Raw genomic sequence first — 20,185 nt, 5'->3', positions numbered from 1 at the left:
AGCGGCCCATGCTACGGATCGAAGACATCACCTATGCCGTTGAAGGCCGTCCCTTATTTGACGGCGCAAGCGCAACTATTCCAGACGGTCACAAGGTTGGCCTAGTGGGCCGCAATGGCACCGGCAAGACCACCCTGTTCCGCCTGATCCGAGGGGAACTGGCGCTGGAATCGGGCAATATCTCGGTCCCCAAACGCGCACGGATCGGCGGTGTCGCGCAAGAAGTGCCCTCGTCCGATGTCTCGTTGATCAACACGGTTCTTGCCGCTGACACAGAACGCAGCGCTTTGATGGCCGAAGCCGACAGCGCCGAAGACCCTGCGCGGATTGCCGAGATTCAGACCCGATTGGCTGACATCGACGCTTGGTCCGCCGAGGCGCGCGCTGCCTCGATCCTCAAAGGCTTGGGTTTTGACGATGAAGACCAGCTAAAGCCCTGTTCTGAATTCTCGGGCGGCTGGCGAATGCGTGTCGCTCTGGCGGCGGTGTTGTTCTCGCAGCCCGATCTGCTGTTGCTGGACGAACCAACCAACTATCTGGACCTTGAAGGCGCGTTGTGGCTGGAAAGCTATTTGGCCAAATATCCGCACACGGTGATCATCATCAGCCACGACCGAGGGCTATTGAACCGTGCTGTCGGCTCGATCCTGCATTTGGAAGACCGCAAGCTGACCTATTACGCGGTGCCTTATGACAAGTTCGCCGAACGACGCGCCGAACGTCTGGCGCAGGCGGAATCCGAAAACGCCAAGGCCAAGGCCCGTATTGCGCATTTGCAAAGCTTCGTGGATCGCTTCCGCTATAAGGCGTCCAAGGCCGTTCAGGCCCAATCCCGCCTGAAGATGATCGAGCGCATTCAACTGGTCTCAACCCCGCAAGAGGCCGCCCTGCGTGCGTTTTCATTTCCCGAACCTGAAGAACTTTCGCCGCCGATCATCCAGATCGAAGGTGGTGTCACCGGCTATGGCGAGACCGAGGTGCTGCGTCGCCTGAACCTGCGGATTGATCAGGACGACCGGATTGCCTTGTTGGGCAAAAACGGTCAGGGCAAGTCGACCCTGTCCAAGCTGCTTTCAGACCGCCTGCCCCTGATGGCGGGCAAGATGAGCCGTTCCAACAAGCTGCGCATTGGCTATTTCGCACAGCATCAGGTGGATGAGCTTTATGTGGACGAAACGCCATTGGACCACCTGCGCCGTCTGCGTCCTGACGAAGCCCCGGGCAAGTGGCGCTCTCGGCTGGCTGGATTTGGACTGAACGCGGATCAGGCCGAAACCGAGGTTGGTCGTCTGTCCGGTGGCCAAAAAGCGCGCCTGTCGCTGCTGATCGCCACGATTGATGCGCCGCATATGCTGATCCTGGATGAACCGACCAACCACCTTGATATCGAAAGCCGCGAGGCTCTGGTCGAAGCACTGACCGCCTATTCCGGTGCAGTCGTGTTAGTCAGCCACGACATGCACCTTCTAAGCTTTGTCGCGGACCGGCTTTGGTTGGTCTCGGACGGGACAGTCAAGCCCTTCGACGGCGACCTTGAAGCGTACCGCTCTCTGTTGCTGGCACGGGACAAACCGGTCAAAGAAAAGCCGCAAGTCAGCAAGCCCAAACGCCCCTCGCGCGAGGCTATGCTGGCCTTGCGGGCCGATTTGCGCAAATGCGAGGATCGGATCGAAAAGCTGACGGATATGCATGACAAACTTTCGGCCAAACTGTCGGACCCGGCTTTGTATGAAGACGACAAGATCAACGATCTGGAAACCTGGAACCGCAAATTCGCGGAAGTGACCGAGGCGATGCAAAAGGCCGAGGCACTATGGGTTGCTGCGGCAGAACGGCTGGAACAGGCAGAAAACGTGGCATGATGAAGCCTGTCGTTGAAACCAACGCCATGATTGCAGGCATGCGCCCCGCGCTTCAGCCGGGCGAATTTGCGTTTGTTGTCTGGCCACAAGAGGAAGCCTGGCCCGAAGGCACACGGGCAAGCTGCATCGAAGCCGAAGGTCTGTCGCTGATCATCCCCGTTGGCGCCGCACCGGAAGACGCGGTGCCCATGCGCTGCATCACTCTGCAGGTTCATTCGTCGCTTGAGGGGGTGGGCCTGACCGCTGCCGTTTCGACCGCCCTTGCGGAAAACAACATTCCGGCAAACATGGTTGCCGGTTATCACCATGACCACGTGTACGTTCCCAGCACCTTGGCTGAAAAGGCTTTGGCTGTTTTGAAAGACCTGCAACAGGAGGCTGCGGGATGATCGACCTCGCTTTCTTCATCACCGCGTTCACGACCTTGTTCGTGGTCATCGATCCGTTTGGCACAACTCCGATTTTTGTTGCGATGACGCAGGGTATGGATGCCCGGACCCGTCGCATGACGGCCTATCGCACCTGTGCTGTGGCCTCGGGCATCCTGATCGCCTTTGCAGCCTTTGGTGAGGCGGTTCTGGGCTTTGTCGGCATCTCGATGGAGGCGTTCAAAGTTGCAGGCGGTGCGCTGCTGTTCCTGACCGCGCTGGACATGCTGTTCGAACGGCGCACCAAACGGCGCGAGGATCGGGCCGAAGAAGAAGAACACCCGGATCCGTCCGTTTTTCCTTTGGCTATTCCTTTGGTGGCGGGGCCCGGGTCGATTGCGACGATCATCCTTCTGGCCGGTCAGCACCCGGGGTTTCTGGGCATCGCCGAGGCAATCTTGGTGATGCTGGCCGTAATGGCCGTCGTTTTGATCTTCTTCCTGTCAGGCGGTCTGATCGCACGTATTCTGGGCAAAACCGGGTTGAATGTGCTGACCCGGTTGCTGGGGATGCTGCTGGCGGCTTTGTCGGTGCAGTTCATTCTGGATGGCCTCAAGGCCTTTGGTTTTGCATCTTAAACCCCCATATAAACAGCACGTAACTTTGGTGGGGTGAACCACATGGATGGCGGCAGCTTTGGACAACTGGTGTATCTGGTCATACTTGGCACAGTGCTGGTGTTCTGGTTCATCTCATACAATCGACAGTCCCTGAACAAGACGTTGCAACAGGTGATGGCCTGGGTGTTCATTTTTGTCGGCGTCATCGCGATTATTGGTCTTTGGGAAGATATCCGTTCTACGGTTAACCCTGCTCCGCAGATGACGGTTACTGGCGAAACGATTGAGGTACCCCGCGCATATGATGGCCACTATTATCTGCCCGTTCTGGTGAATGGCGAGCCGATCAACTTTCTTGTCGACACCGGTGCCAGCCAAATTGTCCTAAGCGCACAGGACGCGAAACGTGCAGGTATCGACCCGGATCAACTGAATTACTTTGGACGCGCCCTGACCGCCAATGGCGAGGTGCGCACCGCCCCGGTCCGGCTTGAAACTCTGACCGTCGGCCCCATCACCGATCAAAACGTATCTGCCTGGGTTAATGAGGGCGAGCTGCACAAGTCCTTGCTGGGGATGGATTACCTTCATCGATTTTCCAACATCCAATTCGCAAACGGGCGCATGATCCTGTCGCGCTGACCCTTTCAGGGCTGCATTCGATCATTGAGAACAAAATGAGAACATGCTAGCCTGCCTGCATGGCGGCTCATCTTCTTGATCAAAAACCCGCGCGCGCTGCTCCGGGGTTGAACCTACATAGTCAAATCACCCTGCAACTGGGCCGCGTGCACGAGGCATGTGGTCCTGCCCGGCGCAGCTTTGCCGTGTGGCTGGCCAGTCAGGCGCAGGGGCCCGTGCTGTGGATCTCGCCCGCGTGGGAACCAGGTCAGCTGAACCCGGACGGGATGATGCCCTTTGCCGATCCGGCCCGGTTCATCTTTGTCCACCCCACCCGCGCCGAAGATCTGTTGTGGTGCATGGAAGAGGCGCTCCGCAGCGGGGCGATCCCGTTGATCATCGGCGATCTGCCAGGCGCGCCGGGTCTGACACCGGTGCGCCGGATGCATCTGGCCGCCGAACAGGGCGGCACGATGGGGCGGGCTCCGCTTGGCCTGCTGCTGACACCTGGTGACGGTGGCGCGCAGGGGATCGAGACGCGCTGGCACATGGCTGCGGCCCATCAGGGCGAGGCCCGGCGCTGGACCCTGACCCGCCGCCGCGCCCGTGCCCTGCCCCCGGTCACATGGCAGGCCACCATGACCGCCGCCCGGTCCGGCTTGCACCTCAAGCGCATCGCGACCAACGAAGCCCCGGCCTGAAAAAGCCGCGATCACGCAATGATTGATTGGCCGGTCACAGTGCACGCCCTAGCCTTCGGGCATGACAGTAATGAACCGACGCATTTTCCTTGCCGGGCTGGCGTCCCTGCCCATTGCCCGACCGTCGCACGCGACGCTCAGCCCCTACGTTCTGTCGACAACAGACACCAGGGTCGGCTTCAGCTTCAATCTGTCGGGCGTAATGCAGTCGGGATCCATGCCAATCCGATCCGCCGATGTTAACATCGACACGCGCCAACTGCAGAACAGTCAAGTCTCGGTTGTGCTGGACGTCAGCAAGGCCAGAACGCGGTTGCCTTTTGCCCGAATGCCCATGCTCAGCCCAAGTGTACTGGATGCCAAACAGCACCCAACGATCCGGTTTGTCTCAACGAAAATTGAGCTTGGCGAACAGGGGCGCATCTCGGACGGGGCCCGCATTACGGGGGACCTGACCGTACGAGGCGTAACGCGGCCGATCACGCTGAACGCCAATCTATATCGGCAGGCAGGCACAGCGGCAGACGATCTGAACACGTTGTCCATCGGCCTGACCGGAGCCCTCAACCGGCATGACTTTGGCGCGTCAGGCTATCCTGATCTGGTTCGCGACAACGTCGGTCTGGACATCCATGCCGAGATCAGCCGTGCGCGTTAACTAACAAAGCGCAAAAAATGACTCGATAAAGTCGAATAGATGCGCGCATTGTGCGGCAACGACGCCAATCTGAGATCACTATGCGCACGATCATTTCCTTTGCCGCCCTTTTTCTTTCGGCCATTCTGTTGCAGCTGTCGACGGGCGGGGTTGGTCCGCTCGATGCTATTTCCGGAATCACGCTGGAATTCACGACCGAGCAGATCGGTCTGCTGGGTTCAGCCCATTTTATTGGCTTTTTTGTAGGGTGCTGGTGGGCACCGCGCCTGATGGGCAGTGTCGGCCATTCTCGTGCTTTCGCAGTCTGCACCGCCTTGGGCGCGATGGGATTGATCGGTCACACCCTGACAGACAATCCCTACATCTGGGCGGTTCTCAGGATCGCGTCGGGCACCTGTATTGCGGGATGCTACACCGTGATCGAAGCATGGCTGAACGCCAAGGTCACAAATGAAACGCGCGGGCGGGCCATGGGGACCTATCGGCTTGTAGATCTGGGTGCCTCGCTGGGCGCACAGTTGATGATCGCGGTACTGCCGCCTGCCTCTTACGTGTCCTACAACCTTTTGGCGATCCTATGCTGTGCCTCGCTGCTGCCCCTGACCCTGACACGTGCCAGCCAACCGCAAACACCGAACACGCAGCGGCTGCGGCCCAAGCTTGCATGGGCATGTTCCCCGCTGGCTGTGGCCGGCGTGATCGTCTCGGCGCTCAGCTCTGCGTCCTTCCGCATGGTTGGTCCGGTCTACGGGCAAGAAGTCGGGCTGGGCGTGGACCAGATCGCGTTCTTCCTTGCCTCGTTTGTTTTGGGCGGGGCGCTGGCACAGTATCCACTGGGCTGGCTGGCCGACAAATATGACCGACGCTGGGTTCTGATCTGGTTGTCTGCCGCTGCTGTACTGAGCTGCGGGTTCACGATGGCTGCAAGCGGGACCGGGACACTTGGGGTGATGCTGGCCGCCGGGTTCTTTGGTCTGACGACCTTTCCGATCTTTTCGCTGTCTTCGGCCCACGCAAATGACTTTGCCACCAGTGAAGAACGGGTCGAACTGTCTGCGGCCCTGATGTTCTGGTATGCCTTGGGCGCAATTGCATCGCCCTATATTTCCTCGACACTGATCGAGCAGTTTGGCCCCGGCGCTTTGTTTGCCTTTGTGGCCGTCGGACATCTGGGGTTGATCATATTTGGTCTTGCACGGATGCGCACTCGCCCGACGCCGGAAGAGCGGACAAACTATGTCTACGCTCCGCGTACATCCTTTACCGTCGGGCGCCTGTTGAAACGCTCTCGGGAAGAATAAATAAGGGCCGGGAAATTCCCGGCCCATTTGTTCTTTGCTCGTTTTTTACTGAGTCGGCGACGTCTCTTCCTCGACAATCTCGACCGCGTCTGTTGGTTCAGGCGTCGCCTCTAACGCACCGTTCACTACTCCGCCGACACCGTTTTCCATCGACAGACCCAGCTCCTCGCCCAGCTTCTTGAGCGCGGGCATCTGCACAGCCATGCCCATGATCGAGTCCAACGCCTGATTGACCACCGGCTTGTCGCTGTTGGCCGCTCCACCGCCTGAAGCACCGGCACCGATCCCACCAACCTGATGGATTTTGATCGAGTCGATCTTTTCGGCCGGTTTCACCATTTCCGAGATGATCGACGGCATCGTCTCGATGCGCGCCATATCGACTTTCATACGAATCTGCGCCGCGGACAGAGCGTTGTCGGCTTCAACAATGGCGCGCTTACCTTCCGCTTCGGCCAGCATGTCGTTCTTCTTGGCTTCGGCTCGAATGTTCAACGCATCCGCTTCGGCCTGAGCTTCTTCACGACGCGCTTCGGCACGGTCAGCGGCGGCCTCTTTCTCGGCCTGCGCGGCCAGACGGATCGCAGTCGCCTGACGTTCCGCTTCGCGCGTCGCTTCGATCAATACGATCTGCTTCTGGCGTTCAGCATCGGCCACTTCGCGGGCGGTCACGACGGCCTCGGTCGCCTTTGTCGCCTCGGCCCGGGCGAGGTCAGCAGATGCACGCGCACGGCTTTCCTCTTCGGATTTCTGCGCGATGATGATCTGACGCTCTTGTTCCGCCACTTCGATCTCACGTTCTTTCGCAATCTCAGCATCGCGGATCTTGCGCTCGCGCTCGATCTCGGCCCCGCGGATGGCTTCTTCACGGGCGATCCGGGCACGTTCGGTTTCGCGCACCGAGTCTTCGGTCCGCGCCGCAATCTCGGCCTCTTGAGCCACGCGCAGGGTTTCGACCTTCTGAGTCTGTTCGATCCGCGCCTGTGCCTCGTCCTGCTCGATCAGCAGTTTCTGACGCTCGGCCTCCATCGCGGCGCGACGCACTTCAACCTCGGCATCCGCATCAATCTGCGCACGCTCTTTTTTCGAGGCTGCAATCACCTCGGCCAGTTTGCGCATACCCACAGCGTTAAAGGCGTTATTCTCGTCCAGTGCTTCGAACGGTGTCTGGTCAAGCGCAGTCAGCGACACGGATTCCAGCGACAGGCCGTTCTTCAACAGGTCTTCGGACACCGCATTCTGCACCTCTTGCACGAAGTCAGCGCGGTTCTCGTGCAGCCCGTCCATAGTCATCTGCGCGGCCACGGCACGCAAACCGTCGATCAGTTTACCTTCGATCATCTCGCGCAGCTGTTCGACGTCAAAGGTGCGTGAGCCCAGCGTCTGTGCGGCGCGCGCGATGCCTTCTTCAGTCGCCATGACCGAGACGTAGAACTCGACGCCCACATCCACGCGCATGCGGTCCTGAGTGATCAGCGCGGCTTCACCGCTGCGCTGCACTTCAAGGCGCAGGGTTTTCATGTTCACAGGGCTGACCTCGTGCAGCAACGGCACAATGACCACACCGCCATCCATGATGACTTTTTTACCGCCCGCCCCGGTTTTCACCAGGCTCACTTCGCGGGTCGCGCGTTTATAAAGGCGGCCAAGGACAAGGCCCATGAATAACAGGACGGCCAGAATGGTGACGACCGTAATCGCCAGGAATGAAACTTCCATGCAAAATCCTCCGATTTAAGAGTTGGTAATTTGGTTAGTCCGACAAGCCGACCAGAACGAACCGGTCGCGCCGTCTGTCGCGCAGCACCAACACGTCGGTGCCTTGCTCAAGGATGTCTTTGTCTTGCAGCGGCTCGGCGCGCAGGTGATGGGTGTTTCCGAACCGGTCCATCACGCGCACCTCGGCAGGGCGGCCACGAGACGCCGTTCCTTGTGAGATCACTCCGCGACGGCGGGCCAGCATCCGTTCGGACATCGCCTCAGTCTCGGTCTTCGGCAACAGGCGGGCGAACACGGCTCCAAAGCCACGTGCGAACCACAGACCAAACGCACCTGCCGGGATTGCGGCCATCCAGCTTGGCAGATCAAAGCCCAACAAATCACGCAGCGCCAATTGCAGGCCGATGCCCGACAGACCAAAACCCGCCAGCAACACAACAAGCCAGATCATGAAGGGCACCTTGCCAATCCCCAACCAAGCCATCGGCCCGGCAGCGGCGGCATCAGGCACGTCCGTCTCAATATCGGCAAGTTCAAACTCGCCCAATTCAATGTCGGCATCTATGTCGAGATCGAAGTCTGCGACATCCAGATCCGGGACGTCCACAGCATCCAGATCGACCTCGCCCTCGCCTGCCAGCAGGCTTCCACCCAGCACCAGAGCGATCAGCTCTAGGGCCAGCAGGCCAAACAGCAGCGCAAGCGCCATGGTAAAGGGCACGAATGCACCCTCAAGCAGGAAGTCGAACATTAGCAATATGCCCTCGTTTTTGTATACTTTTGTATACAATCAATATGGGTAGTCGTAATAAAAATACAAGAGATCGTGATTCTGTTTTCAACCTATGGGTAGTGTGGACATCTGTTGACCTGCAATCGCTATTCAATTGATAAAGCGTTTTTTGACCGGATCGTGGCATTTCAGGACATCCACGCAAAACCCGGCCTTTTGCTGGCGGGTTACATAAGGTAGACGAGCGCGCAGACAGTTACGTGGACACGCAAAATGGCTCGGATTCTCATCACCTCGGCGATCCCTTACATCAACGGGATCAAGCACCTCGGCAATCTGATCGGCTCGCAATTGCCAGCCGACCTGTACGCACGCTACCAGCGTGGCCGGGGGAATGAGGTCATGTTCCTGTGCGCCACAGATGAACACGGCACGCCCGCGGAACTCGCGGCGGCCAAAGCCGGTAAGCCCGTGGCCGAATATTGCGCTGACATGTACGCGGTTCAGGCCGATATCGCCAACCGGTTCGGCCTCAGCTTCGATCACTTTGGCCGCTCGTCCAGCGAACAAAACAAACGCCTAACCCAGCATTTCGCAGGCAAGCTGGACGACGCCGGCCTGATCCGAGAGGTCAGCGAGAAACAGGTCTATTCCAACGCAGATGGTCGGTTTCTGCCCGACCGCTATATCGAAGGCACCTGCCCCAACTGCGGGTACGACCGCGCACGCGGCGATCAGTGCGAGAACTGCACCAAGCAATTGGATCCGACCGATCTGATTGAGCCACGCTCGGCCATTTCCGGCTCGACCGATCTGGAAGTGCGCGAAACTAAGCATCTTTATCTGCGCCAGTCGGCGATGAAGGATCAACTGGACGCGTGGATCGACAGCAAGACCGATTGGCCGGTCCTGACCACATCGATTGCCAAGAAATGGCTACATGACGGCGACGGTCTTCAAGACCGGGGCATCACCCGCGATCTGGACTGGGGGGTTCCGGTCAAAAAAGGAGATCAGGACTGGCCCGGCATGGAAGGCAAGGTCTTTTACGTCTGGTTCGATGCGCCCATCGAATACATCGCCTGCGCCAAGGAATGGGCGGATGCCAGCGGCCGAACCGATGCCGATTGGGAGCGCTGGTGGCGCACCGACAGAGGCGCGGATGACGTGCGATATGTGCAATTCATGGGCAAAGACAACGTCCCCTTCCACACCTTGTCTTTCCCGGCCACCATCCTGGGCACAAATTCGCACAATGAAGACACCGGATCGTCCGAGCGCTGGAAGCTGGTCGATTATATCAAGTCTTTCAACTACTTGAACTATGATGGCGGCCAGTTCTCGACCAGCCAGGGGCGCGGCGTGTTCATGGATCAGGCGCTTGAGATCCTGCCCGCCGACTATTGGCGCTGGTGGCTGCTGAGCCATGCGCCCGAAAGCAGCGACAGTGAGTTCACCTGGGAAAATTTCCAACAATCGGTGAACAAGGACCTAGCTGATGTTTTGGGCAACTTCGTCAGTCGCATCACCAAGTTCTGCCGCTCGAAGTTTGGCGAAGCTGTGCCAGAAGGCGGCAGCTATGGTGAACGCGAACACGCCTTGATCGACGAGTTGACCCGCCGCGTCCGCGCCTATGAAGGCCATATGGAAGCGATGGAGGTTCGCAAATCCGCGCAGGAGCTACGAGCGATCTGGGTTGCGGGCAATGAATACCTTCAAGCTGCGGCCCCATGGTCGACCTTCAAAGAAAACCCTGAACAGGCCGCCGCTCAGGTGCGACTGGGACTGAACCTGATCCGTCTTTACGCTGTGCTCAGCGCGCCGTTCGTACCGGACACCTCAGCCCGTATGCTCAGCGCGATGAACACACTGGACACAGGCTGGCCCGAAGATGTGGCCGCGGCATTGGACGCCCTGCCCGCCGGTCACGCATTTACTGTGCCAGATGTTCTATTCGCGAAAATCACGGACGAGCAGCGCGAAGACTGGCAGGAAAGATTTGCAGGTACGCGCACCTGACCCTCTTTCAGTGCAATTGATCTTCGGGGGCCATACGACCCCCGTTTTGTTTGCGAACGAAAGCAAAGTGAACTTCTAAACCAGCCAAAGCGCTGAAATAATTTGTGCTGCCTGCAGCCGTTTCCCGTGTCATCGCGCTTGAGAAACCAAGTTAAAAAAGTCATCCTGATACCAAGTTCTTCCGACTCGGGCCTCTAACGCGGTGTGCCCGGCATTATTTCTTACCGTCACGCACGAGGCTTTCGCCATGTCCCCAGCACTTTTTTCTTCCACCCGGACCAGCAGGCCATTGGCCGCAGCGATTGTGCTGTTGTCTGTGGGATTGGCGTCTCCACTCGCCGCCCAGGAAGAAAGCGCGCCTCCGAAAGTGTCAATTTCGGCAGCGTACACTGAAGAGATTACCGACGAAGCCACCTTTATCGGACGCGCCGAGGCGATCAACAACGTCGATATTGTTGCCCGCGTGAACGGGTTTCTTAACAGCCGCGAGGTCGAGGATGGCGCAACCGTCAAGGAAGGTGATCTTCTGTTCACGATTGAGCCCGACCTCTATGAGGCCACGCTTGAAGCCCGCAAGGCCGATCTGAACCGGGCTGAAGCAAATCTTGAATTGGCCAAGGTCGATCTGGCCCGGAAGGAAGAGCTGTATAAGCGCGACGCCACACCGGAATCGGAACGCGACATTGCCCGCGCCAACGAACTGGTGGCTGAGGCCGAAGTCAAAGCCGCAAACGCAGCGATCCAGCAGGCTGAACTAGACCTGAGCTATACACAGATCCACGCGCCGTTCGATGGGCGTATCGGCAGCATCACTACCAGCGTGGGTGACGTTGTGGGGCCAACAAATCCGCCGCTGGTCAATATCGTGAGTGAAACGCCGATCTACGTGAACTTTTCACTGAACGAAAAGCTGTTTACGTCGGTTTTGCAAACCTACGGTGAAAGTTCCGCTTCATTGGCGGAAAGCTCGCAGAGCCCCAATGTGCATGTCATTCTGCCCAATGGCACCGAACTGGATGAAGTTGGCCGCATCGTGTTCGTCGACAACCGCATCGATCCGTTAACGGGCGCTATCACGGTCCGGGCGCAATTCGACAATACCGCCCGTCTGATCCTGGATGGTGCCTTTGTGAACGTTCAGATCGAAGCGCTGGAACCAACCTTGCAGGTACTGGTGCCTCAGGCCGCGTTGCAACGCGATCAGCGGGGTGAGTTTGTTCTGGTGGTCAATGACCAACAGATGGTCGAGCAACGCTATATCACCACCGGCGACACGGTTGGCACTGCGATCATCGTGACCGACGGTTTGCGTGAAGGCGAAAGTGTGATTGTCGAGGGCCTGCAGCGGGTCCGCCCCGGCGTGGCCGTAGACGCGGTCGTAGCCTCTGAGCAGCCGGGAGAATAACTGATGTTCTCAGCCCTGTTCATCAGCCGGCCAAAGCTGGCGCTTGTCATTTCGTTGGTGCTGACCATCATGGGCGGCATCGGCTATATGGTTCTGCCCGTCGCGCAGTTCCCAGACATCACGCCACCGGTGGTCAGCGTTACAACCACTTATACCGGCGCCAACGCCGAAACTGTTGAAAACACCGTCGCCGCACCAATCGAAGCGCAGGTCAACGGTGTGGACGACATGATCTACATGACGTCCACGTCTTCGGACAACGGATCTTACTCGCTAAACGTCACATTCGAGGTCGGCACCGACCCTGATATCGCGTCGGTAAACGTTCAGAACCGCGTTGCGCAGGCGATGTCGTCGTTGCCGACCGAGGTGACGTCTTCGGGTGTGGTCACGCAGAAATCGTCGACCAACATGCTGATGCTGGTCACGCTGACCTCGCCCAACGGCACCTATGACAGCGTGTTTTTGTCAAACTATGCCTCAATCAACCTGCGTGACGCGCTGGCGCGTGTGCAGGGCGTGGGTAAGGCGGACGTCCTGACCAACCTTGAATACGCCATGCGTATTTGGATGGACCCGGACAAGATGGCAGCCCTGTCCATCACACCCGGCGACGTCATCAACGCGATCCGCGAGCAAAACATCGAAGTGTCTGCGGGATCCATCGGTTCTCCTCCGGTGCCTGAAGGGCAAACGTTTCAATATACAATCAAATCCAAGGGTCGCCTGACGTCAGCGGATGAGTTCGCGGACATTGTCATCCGTACCGGGGCTGACGGCGCTATCGTGCGCGTCAAGGACATCGCCCGGACGGAACTTGGGGCGCAATTCTATTCGGCCTCAGGCTATTTCCAGGCTGTTCCGGCCACGGTGATCGGCATCTACCAAGCGCCTGGCGCAAACGCGCTGGCGGTGTCCGAGCGTGTGCAGGCAGAGTTGGAACGCCTGTCCCGTGCGTTCCCGACAGACGTGGAATATGAAGTGCCGTTCAACACCACCGACTTTGTCGAGGCATCTCTGAACGACGTTGTATCGACCCTGATCCTGACCTTCATCCTTGTGATCTCGGTTGTGTTTGTATTTCTGGGCAGTTGGCGCGCAACGGTCATCCCCGCGGTCGCCATCCCGGTGTCACTGATCGGGACATTTGCGTTCCTACTGGCCTTTGGCATGTCGCTGAACACGATTTCGCTGTTCGCGCTGGTTTTGGCCATCGGCATTGTGGTGGATGACGCCATCGTGGTGGTCGAAAACGTTGAACGTATCATCGCAGACGAAGGGCTGCCTCCTGCCGAAGCAACCCGCAAGGCGATGGGCCAAATCACCGGCCCGGTCATTGCAACCACACTGGTTCTGCTGGCTGTGTTTGTGCCGGTGACCTTTATGCCCGGCATCTCGGGACGACTGTATTCGCAGTTCGCCGTCACCATTTCGACCGCAGTTGTGATTTCGTCCATCAACGCGCTGACGCTGTCGCCTGCCCTGTGTGGTCTGGTTCTGCGGGAACGTTCAGGCCCGCCCAAGGGGCTGCTGGCTGTGTTCGAAGGCTTTATCGGCACGGTTCGAAACGGCTATGTGGCGATTGTACGTAAGCTGCTGGTCTTCCCTGCCATCGCACTGGCCGTCGTCGTCGGTCTTGGTCTGGGCACCGGAACAATCATGTCGAACACTTCGGCCGGGTTTATCCCGCTTGAAGATAACGGCTATCTCTTTGTTGACGTTCAACTGCCCGACGCCGCCACTCTGGAACGGACGGAAACCGTGACGGCGCGTCTGGACGATCAGATACGAGAAATCCCCGGAGTGGCCAGCACAGTTCTGGTCAACGGGTTCTCGCTTTTGAACGGCACAATCACCAACGGTGCCGCGATCTTTGTGAACCTCGACAACTGGGCGGACCGGCAGGAAGAAGACCTGAGCGCGGATGCAATCCTGGCCAAGGTCCTTGCCATCGCCAACGCCGAATCTGCCGCCTCAATCGTGGCCTTCAACCCGCCGCCCATTCAAGGTCTGGGCATGTCGGCGGGTGTCGAGATGGAGGTACAGCAGACCGGTGGTGGCTCACCGCAGGATCTGGCCTCGGCCGTAGGGTCATTCGTATACGCTGCGAACCAGAGGCCCGAGATTGGGCAAGCCTACACCACGTTCCGCGCCAACGTTCCGCAGCTTTTTGTCGATCTTGATCGAGAAAAAGCCAAGACGCTGGACGTTTCAGTGGCCGAGGTTTTCCAGACGATGCAGGCGCAGTTGGGGTCCTACTATGTCAACGACTTCAACCTGTTTGGTCGCGTTTACCGTGTGATGATTCAGGCGGACGGCACTTATCGGGACAATGTCGAAGACATTGCCAACCTGTATGTCCGGTCTCAAAAAGGCGACATGGTTCCGCTGGGTACGCTGATTGATGTGGAAAACGTGCTTGGCCCGGTTCTTCTGAAACGCCACAATCTGTTCCGCTCGGCGACGGTAACGGCAGTGCCCGCACCGGGTCTGTCCAGTGGCGACGCCATCACGGTGATGACGGAAGAATCTGCAACCGCCCTGCCCCCCGGCTATGCGTTCGAATGGACCGGCACGGCGCAGCAACAGCTGGCCTCGGGCAGTTTGGTGATCATCATCCTCGGGCTTGCGATCCTGTTTGGATACCTGTTCCTGGTCGGACAATACGAAAGCTGGACGATGCCTGTTTCGATCCTTCTTTCCGTTGTTGTGGCCCTGTTCGGGGCCGTGGCAGCCGTGGCGATCGTTGGCAGCGACATCAACCTCTACACGCAGATCGGGATGATCATGCTTGTGGGGCTTGCGTCGAAAAACGGTATTCTGATCGTTGAATTTGCGATGGAGCAACGTGCCAATGGCTTGTCGATCAAAGATGCTGCGGCAGAGGCCGCTTTCCAGCGGTTCCGGGCTGTGATGATGACAGCCTTATCATTCCTGCTGGGCGTTGTTCCCCTTTTGGCTGCAAACGGCGCGGGTGCCGCCAGCCAAAAGGCGATTGGTGTTGCCGTTTTTGGCGGCATGCTGGCTGCAACCGTGGTCGGTGTCATCGTGGTGCCAGTTCTCTACGCGTTGATGCAAAGCATGCGAGAGTGGTTGAAAGGTAGTAAAAACGATCCCGGCCCGTCCGAAACCGCCGCATGATCCAAAAAAGCCCCGCAGTTCAGCGGGGCTTTTTTCTTATTGCGATCTTTCGCGCCGTCGTCTGGCGATGTTGTGGATCACCTGTTTTGCATCGACCGGCGGTTCTTGTTCGACCCTGCGATACTCTGATCCGTCCTTGCGCCGCGTCAGCAACCCGCAGGAAATCATCGTGCGGCGCAAAGTTGCCGGATCGTCAAAACAATGCTCGGCATTGAGACACGCGTTAACCTCGGCCTCATGCAAAGTCTTGCTTGACGGTACAGCAGCCCAGAGCGCCCAAAGCGAAAGGGTTTGCACCGAACGCTTCGAAGGCCACTGCCTCAACCTGCCTTCTATGTCGAACAGATGAAGCGTGCGTTCAACCAACCGGGCATTCGGCGCTGGTGGATCGGACCGGTTCTGTAGCCTGCGGTTTGCGGCACTGTCGGCCCGCATATGTTGCACATTCTGAAACCCGGCTGCACGCGCGACCATGTTCATCAGCGTCAGGTGCGATGGGCTGGCGGCTCCTAGCTGGTTGGACAAGGTTCGAACGAACGGGGTCAGATCATCAATATGTAAGGGGACTGGCGTTTTGCTCATCACACATCCACATCGGGCGTTCTGCGCATTCGTTGGCCGCTGACCTGACGAAGCAACGCCCTGAGTGTTGCGATGTCAATTATGTCTCACAGGCAGGTTTAGCACTCTGAACCAGAGCAGCGGCGCCTCGGTGTCTGCCGACCGTCTCCAAGGGCTAACACAACAGGAGTCCACCGCCAAGGGTCTTACGACCCCTGTCACGCGGCGCGACGCTCAGCCATCCATTCATCGATCCGCGCTATCTGATCCTTGTTCAGACGAAGACCCAGTTTGTTGCGCCGCCATACAATGTCATCGGCGGTGCGCGCATATTCCTTGTCCATCAGCCAAGCGACCTCTTGCGCAGTCAAGGTTGCGCCAAAGTCTTCGCCCAGATCGGCGGCCTGTTTTGCACCAACTAGAACATCACGCGCCTCAGTGCCGTATGCGCGGATCAAGCGTGCGGCCCAAGCGGTGGTGAGGAACGGATACTTTGCAAGAAGGTCGCTTTTTAGAGTGTCGACGGCATCAACTGGAAAGTCTCCACCGGGCAAAGCGACACCTGCTGTCCACGAACCGGACAGATCCGGAAAGAACTCGGCCACCTTTTCCAGCGCGCTTTCCGCAAGCCTGCGATAGGTGGTGATCTTGCCGCCAAACACGTTCAAAACGGGTGCCCCACCCTGCGCATCGACCTTCAACGTATAATCACGCGTCGCTGCAGTGGCGCTGCTGGCCCCATCGTCATACAGAGGACGCACACCGGAATAGGTCCATACAACATCATCGCGGGTCACGGCGCGTTTGAAGTATTTCGATGCGAAGGCGCAGAGATACTCCTGCTCAGCCTCGGTACAAACCGGCTTGGTGGACGGATTCGGATGATCCTGATCAGTTGTGCCGATCAGGGTAAAATCCTGCTCATATGGAATGGCAAAAATGATGCGGCCATCTTCGCCCTGAAAGAAATAGCACTTGTCGTGATCGTACAATTTGGGCGTCACGATATGGCTGCCGCGTACCAACCGAACACCCTCGCGCGAGTTCACACGGATCTTGGTCTGGATGATGTCGCCAACCCACGGACCGCCCGCGTTGATCAGCATTTTCGCCTTGATCACACGGGTCTCATCGCTGTCGCGGTCCCGCACGGTCACTTCCCACAGATCTCCCACACGCTCGGCCGAGATCACCTCGGTCCGCACCATGATCTGTGCGCCGCGCGCCTCAGCATCCCGCGCATTCAGGACCACCAGACGGGAATCTTCGATCCAACAGTCGGAATATTCATAGGCCGTTTCGAACTTGTCCTGCAGAGGGTTTCCTTCAGGGGCCGTACGCAGGTTCAGTGACGTTGTTCCGGGCAAAATTTTGCGCCCACCCAGATTATCGTACAAGAACAACCCCAACCGGATCAGCCATGCCGGACGCCGCCCCCGCATCCACGGCATCACCGTGCTGAGCAAACGCGATGTCGGTGTCTCGGAATCGAACCGCATATCTTTGTGATATGGCAACACAAATCGCATCGGCCAGCTGATGTGCGGCATGGCCCGCAGCAGGGTTTCACGTTCGATCAGCGCTTCGCGCACCAGACGGATTTCAAAATATTCCAGATACCGCAACCCGCCGTGAAACAGCTTGGTCGAGGCCGAAGACGTAGCCGATGCCAGATCGTTCATTTCCGCCAGCGCCACTGAAAGGCCCCGTCCAGCGGCGTCTCGGGCAATACCGCAGCCATTGATGCCGCCGCCGATGATGAAAAGGTCTGTGATCTGGTCTTCTGTCGACTGCATGTCCAATGATTCCCCGCCAGGCATGATCAGGCGCATTAGCCAGAATGTTCTTCGTATGGTCAATGTTTATGTTCGTTTATTTTCTTTTTGCAACGCTGATATGAAAAATACGCAGCGCTTCTTGCCAATTTCACCCAAAAGAACAAAAACGAAAGAACGCATTACCTTGGACCCGCCCTATGTCTCTTTCCTTTCGCCAATCCGACATTCTGGAAATTGCCAGCTCTGAGGGGCGCGTCACCGTTGAGGGGCTAGCCGAACGATTTGGCGTTACTGTTCAAACGATCCGACGCGATCTGACGGAGCTGGCGGATGCGGGCAAGCTTGACCGGGTCCACGGCGGCGCGGTTTTGCGGTCTGGCGTCTCAAATATCGGTTATGAAGATCGCCGTGCCCTGAATGCGGATGCCAAAACCAGCATCGCGAAAGCCTGCGCCCTGGATATTCCGGATGGGGCGTCGATCTTCATGAATATCGGCACATCGACCGAGGCCGTGGCACGGCAATTGCTGAACCACAAGAACCTGATGGTCGTGACGAACAATATGAATGTCGCCAACATTCTGATTGAAAACCCAGACTGCGAAATCGTGATGGCAGGTGGCGTGCTTCGGCGGGCTGATGGCGGGTTGATCGGAAATTTGACTGTATCGACAATCCGGCAATTCAAGTTCGATCTGGCCGTTATCGGATGCTCGGCCCTAGATAGCGACGGTGATCTTTTGGATTTCGATTTTCAGGAGGTTCAGGTCAGCCAAACCATTATCGCACAGGCGCGTCGTACCTGTTTGGTCGCTGATCAATCAAAATTCCAACGCTCTGCTCCGGCTCGGATCGCCTCGCTCAGCGAGATCGACAGTTTCTATACCGATAAGCACCTGCCCCACGAACTTGGTCAAAAATGCGTAGACTGGAATACGGCGCTGCACATTGCCGATTGACGTAATTTATCCGTGTCTTTTCCCGACCTGTTCTTGCCAGACGGGTAATGGCCTGACAGTATCGCCACAAAGTGATCATTGCAGGGATGGGGAGCCTGGGCGGTGATGCACCCGAGTCAGGTTTTTCTGCCAAGCCCGGTAACAAAACACGCCGACCGATCCCCAGAAAACAACCAGCGGGACCCGCACCCCGGCAGGAGGCAACATGGGACTATTGGGCCAGCCTTTGGGCTATTACGATTACCTGACATTTGTGGCATTGATCCTGCTGCTTGCTGCAGTGATGGCAGTTTTCTTGTTTCTGATGGGGCTTCCGGGACGGATCGCGATCAAACGCAATCACCCGCACGCAGAAGCTGTCAAGATCATGGGATGGATGGGATTTCTAGCCGTGGTTCCTTGGGTTCACGCCTTTATGTGGGCGTTTCACGATGGTGTCACCGTCGACATGCGCCGTGGTCCGGACGAAGAGAAAGACGCCATTCGCGATGAAATCAAACGTCTGGGCGGCAAGGTAAAATCGGAATACCAGGATCGTCTGGACACAGACGATACCCAGCAAGGCTAAGACCGAAGGAAAGCAAGACCTATGTTCGTCGCCCTTGGCATCACTCTTTTCTACATCATTTTTGTCTGGCTCATTTTCTTCAAGCTGGAATTGCTGAAATTCAACATTGCCTGGGGCATCGTCTCGTTCTGGGTGGGTGCACACCTGCTGTTGATCTTTCTTGTGGCTTTGCGCTTCTTTCAGCCTTTTTCGGTAGACAGCCATGTGGTGCGTTCGACGATACAGATCGTACCTAAACTGACGCAGCCCACAATTTTGACCGAGGTGCTGGTTGAGCCGAACACTCAAGTGACCAAGGGCGACCCGCTGTATCGTTTCGATGATACGGTGTTTTCGCTAGCGGTGGACAATGCCAAGGCGCAACTGGTCGCGGCCGAGCAGAACGCGAAAATTCTGGAACAGGATGTCATCGCCAAAACCGAAGCTGTTGAGCGGGCGAATGCGCAACTGGCCTATGCCATAACGGAACAGGCCCGGTACGAGAACCTGGTACCTGCCGGCGGCGCACGACAGGACGAGCTGGACCGTTGGAACGAGCAAGTCGCCGAAGATCAAGCCGGCGTGAAACAGGCCGAGGCCAATCTGAACAAGGCACAGCTGGCGCTGGAATCGCAGATCGACGGTGTGAATACCGGCATTCTTCAGGCCCAGGCGCAGCTTTCTGAGGCCGAGTATTTCCTGGAAAACACAACGATTTATGCCCCTGAAAACGGGATGATCGTCTCGCAGCAGGCGCGCCCGGGGCTTGTCGTTGGTGATATTCGTTTGGGCGCGATTGCCAGTTTCGTAACCGAGGACAACCCCTATCTCCTTGCCACATTCCGCCAGCAGAACCTGAAGTTTGTTGAGCCGGGGCAAGAGGTTGAAGTGGCGCTTGACCTTTACCCCGGTGAAATCCTGACCGGCAAAGTCGAGGCGATCTGGTGGGCGACACGGCAAGGGCAGCTCATCCCATCTGGGCGCCTGCCCGGTTTTGAATTGCCCAAACTGCCCGGTCGGATCGCTGTACAGATCACGGTCGATTTACCCGAAGGACATACTTTCCCCGCAGGTGGCCATGCGGCCGTGGCAATTTACACGGGCATGGGAAAAAGCTTTGAATTCCTGAGGCGCATCAACATCCGCCTCTATTCCTTCGCCAACTTCATCCGACCGCTGGATATCTGAGGAT

Annotated in this window: 17 protein-coding genes; 13 read left to right on the top strand and 4 right to left on the bottom strand. The window is 57.8% G+C overall.

Going from position 1 to position 20,185, the window contains the following annotated elements:
• Positions 1 to 8 precede the first annotated feature (8 nt).
• From GOV90_RS01315 to GOV90_RS01285, 7 genes are all read left to right on the top strand, one after another.
• Positions 9 to 1,862 (top strand): ABC-F family ATP-binding cassette domain-containing protein, encoded by a 1,854-nt coding sequence (locus GOV90_RS01315; protein WP_171089591.1) that lies wholly within the window; start codon positions 9 to 11, stop codon positions 1,860 to 1,862.
• On the top strand, positions 1,859 to 2,251 hold the full coding sequence (locus GOV90_RS01310; RefSeq protein WP_171089589.1) for an ACT domain-containing protein: 393 nt from the start codon (positions 1,859 to 1,861) through the stop codon (positions 2,249 to 2,251). Before GOV90_RS01315 ends, GOV90_RS01310 begins: the two co-directional genes overlap by 4 nt.
• The gene (locus tag GOV90_RS01305; protein WP_171089588.1) at positions 2,248 to 2,868 is read left to right on the top strand and encodes a MarC family protein; all 621 of its coding nucleotides are present in this window, start codon (positions 2,248 to 2,250) and stop codon (positions 2,866 to 2,868) included. The genes GOV90_RS01310 and GOV90_RS01305 overlap by 4 nt, the downstream gene beginning before the upstream one ends.
• Positions 2,869 to 2,910: 42 nt before the next feature.
• The gene (locus GOV90_RS01300) at positions 2,911 to 3,492 is read left to right on the top strand and encodes a TIGR02281 family clan AA aspartic protease (RefSeq protein ID WP_171089585.1); all 582 of its coding nucleotides are present in this window, start codon (positions 2,911 to 2,913) and stop codon (positions 3,490 to 3,492) included.
• Positions 3,493 to 3,551: 59 nt separating this feature from the next.
• Positions 3,552 to 4,172: an ImuA family protein gene (locus tag GOV90_RS01295; RefSeq protein ID WP_171089583.1), complete on the top strand. Its 621-nt coding sequence runs from the start codon at positions 3,552 to 3,554 to the stop codon at positions 4,170 to 4,172.
• A 70-nt stretch (positions 4,173 to 4,242) separates the two neighbouring features.
• The gene (locus GOV90_RS01290) at positions 4,243 to 4,830 is read left to right on the top strand and encodes a YceI family protein (RefSeq protein ID WP_253284720.1); all 588 of its coding nucleotides are present in this window, start codon (positions 4,243 to 4,245) and stop codon (positions 4,828 to 4,830) included.
• An 80-nt stretch (positions 4,831 to 4,910) separates the two neighbouring features.
• On the top strand, positions 4,911 to 6,131 hold the full coding sequence (locus tag GOV90_RS01285) for an MFS transporter (protein WP_171089579.1): 1,221 nt from the start codon (positions 4,911 to 4,913) through the stop codon (positions 6,129 to 6,131).
• A 45-nt stretch (positions 6,132 to 6,176) separates the two neighbouring features.
• On the opposite strand, the gene GOV90_RS01280 is transcribed toward GOV90_RS01285, so the two are convergent.
• Together GOV90_RS01280 and GOV90_RS01275 are read right to left on the bottom strand one after the other, a co-directional pair.
• Positions 6,177 to 7,850 (bottom strand): flotillin family protein, encoded by a 1,674-nt coding sequence (locus tag GOV90_RS01280; RefSeq protein WP_171089576.1) that lies wholly within the window; start codon positions 7,848 to 7,850, stop codon positions 6,177 to 6,179.
• A 34-nt stretch (positions 7,851 to 7,884) separates the two neighbouring features.
• A complete protein-coding gene (locus GOV90_RS01275; protein ID WP_171089574.1) occupies positions 7,885 to 8,601 on the bottom strand; it encodes an OB-fold-containig protein in 717 nt (238 codons plus the stop codon).
• 255 nt (positions 8,602 to 8,856) lie between these two features.
• Between GOV90_RS01275 and metG the strand changes: the two genes are divergently transcribed.
• The 3 genes from metG to GOV90_RS01260 all read left to right on the top strand — a co-directional run bounded on the left by metG (position 8,857) and on the right by GOV90_RS01260 (position 15,148).
• Positions 8,857 to 10,602, top strand: coding sequence for a methionine--tRNA ligase (gene metG / locus GOV90_RS01270; RefSeq protein WP_171089571.1), 1,746 nt, complete (start codon positions 8,857 to 8,859; stop codon positions 10,600 to 10,602).
• A 247-nt stretch (positions 10,603 to 10,849) separates the two neighbouring features.
• Entirely contained in the window at positions 10,850 to 12,007 is a 1,158-nt protein-coding gene (locus GOV90_RS01265) for an efflux RND transporter periplasmic adaptor subunit (RefSeq protein ID WP_171089570.1), read from the top strand.
• Positions 12,008 to 12,010: 3 nt separating this feature from the next.
• A complete protein-coding gene (locus GOV90_RS01260) occupies positions 12,011 to 15,148 on the top strand; it encodes an efflux RND transporter permease subunit (RefSeq protein ID WP_171089568.1) in 3,138 nt (1,045 codons plus the stop codon).
• A gap of 36 nt (positions 15,149 to 15,184) precedes the next feature.
• On the opposite strand, the gene GOV90_RS01255 is transcribed toward GOV90_RS01260, so the two are convergent.
• The gene (locus GOV90_RS01255; RefSeq protein ID WP_171089566.1) at positions 15,185 to 15,730 is read right to left on the bottom strand and encodes a DUF2087 domain-containing protein; all 546 of its coding nucleotides are present in this window, start codon (positions 15,728 to 15,730) and stop codon (positions 15,185 to 15,187) included.
• Between the two features lie 197 nt (positions 15,731 to 15,927).
• Entirely contained in the window at positions 15,928 to 17,505 is a 1,578-nt protein-coding gene (gene glpD / locus GOV90_RS01250; protein ID WP_171091141.1) for a glycerol-3-phosphate dehydrogenase, read from the bottom strand.
• Between the two features lie 179 nt (positions 17,506 to 17,684).
• On the opposite strand from glpD, the gene GOV90_RS01245 reads away from it, so the two are divergent.
• From GOV90_RS01245 to GOV90_RS01235, 3 genes are all read left to right on the top strand, one after another.
• Entirely contained in the window at positions 17,685 to 18,446 is a 762-nt protein-coding gene (locus GOV90_RS01245; protein ID WP_171089564.1) for a DeoR/GlpR family DNA-binding transcription regulator, read from the top strand.
• Positions 18,447 to 18,651: 205 nt separating this feature from the next.
• Positions 18,652 to 19,014 carry a DUF3302 domain-containing protein gene (locus GOV90_RS01240; protein ID WP_171089562.1) on the top strand — a complete coding sequence of 121 codons (363 nt, stop codon included), beginning with the start codon at positions 18,652 to 18,654 and terminating at the stop codon, positions 19,012 to 19,014.
• Between the two features lie 21 nt (positions 19,015 to 19,035).
• Positions 19,036 to 20,181: an HlyD family secretion protein gene (locus GOV90_RS01235; RefSeq protein WP_171089560.1), complete on the top strand. Its 1,146-nt coding sequence runs from the start codon at positions 19,036 to 19,038 to the stop codon at positions 20,179 to 20,181.
• Positions 20,182 to 20,185: the final 4 nt, after the last annotated feature.

The sequence above is a fragment of the Ruegeria sp. HKCCA5929 genome, assembly GCF_013034525.1.
Taxonomy (GTDB): Bacteria; Pseudomonadota; Alphaproteobacteria; order Rhodobacterales; family Rhodobacteraceae; genus Ruegeria.
This window is presented reverse-complemented; position numbering and strand designations above follow the sequence as displayed.

What these genes read in the sequence shown, in the direction of transcription:
- GOV90_RS01315 (WP_171089591.1), top strand. Translation starts at nt 9, where the DNA reads ATGCTACGGATCGAAGACATCACCTATGCCGTTGAAGGCCGTCCCTTA.
- GOV90_RS01310 (WP_171089589.1), top strand. Translation starts at nt 1,859, where the DNA reads ATGATGAAGCCTGTCGTTGAAACCAACGCCATGATTGCAGGCATGCGC.
- GOV90_RS01305 (WP_171089588.1), top strand. Translation starts at nt 2,248, where the DNA reads ATGATCGACCTCGCTTTCTTCATCACCGCGTTCACGACCTTGTTCGTG.
- GOV90_RS01300 (WP_171089585.1), top strand. Translation starts at nt 2,911, where the DNA reads ATGGATGGCGGCAGCTTTGGACAACTGGTGTATCTGGTCATACTTGGC.
- GOV90_RS01295 (WP_171089583.1), top strand. Translation starts at nt 3,552, where the DNA reads ATGGCGGCTCATCTTCTTGATCAAAAACCCGCGCGCGCTGCTCCGGGG.
- GOV90_RS01290 (WP_253284720.1), top strand. Translation starts at nt 4,243, where the DNA reads ATGAACCGACGCATTTTCCTTGCCGGGCTGGCGTCCCTGCCCATTGCC.
- GOV90_RS01285 (WP_171089579.1), top strand. Translation starts at nt 4,911, where the DNA reads ATGCGCACGATCATTTCCTTTGCCGCCCTTTTTCTTTCGGCCATTCTG.
- GOV90_RS01280 (WP_171089576.1), bottom strand. Translation starts at nt 7,850, where the DNA reads ATGGAAGTTTCATTCCTGGCGATTACGGTCGTCACCATTCTGGCCGTC.
- GOV90_RS01275 (WP_171089574.1), bottom strand. Translation starts at nt 8,601, where the DNA reads ATGTTCGACTTCCTGCTTGAGGGTGCATTCGTGCCCTTTACCATGGCG.
- metG (WP_171089571.1), top strand. Translation starts at nt 8,857, where the DNA reads ATGGCTCGGATTCTCATCACCTCGGCGATCCCTTACATCAACGGGATC.
- GOV90_RS01265 (WP_171089570.1), top strand. Translation starts at nt 10,850, where the DNA reads ATGTCCCCAGCACTTTTTTCTTCCACCCGGACCAGCAGGCCATTGGCC.
- GOV90_RS01260 (WP_171089568.1), top strand. Translation starts at nt 12,011, where the DNA reads ATGTTCTCAGCCCTGTTCATCAGCCGGCCAAAGCTGGCGCTTGTCATT.
- GOV90_RS01255 (WP_171089566.1), bottom strand. Translation starts at nt 15,730, where the DNA reads ATGAGCAAAACGCCAGTCCCCTTACATATTGATGATCTGACCCCGTTC.
- glpD (WP_171091141.1), bottom strand. Translation starts at nt 17,505, where the DNA reads ATGCAGTCGACAGAAGACCAGATCACAGACCTTTTCATCATCGGCGGC.
- GOV90_RS01245 (WP_171089564.1), top strand. Translation starts at nt 17,685, where the DNA reads ATGTCTCTTTCCTTTCGCCAATCCGACATTCTGGAAATTGCCAGCTCT.
- GOV90_RS01240 (WP_171089562.1), top strand. Translation starts at nt 18,652, where the DNA reads ATGGGACTATTGGGCCAGCCTTTGGGCTATTACGATTACCTGACATTT.
- GOV90_RS01235 (WP_171089560.1), top strand. Translation starts at nt 19,036, where the DNA reads ATGTTCGTCGCCCTTGGCATCACTCTTTTCTACATCATTTTTGTCTGG.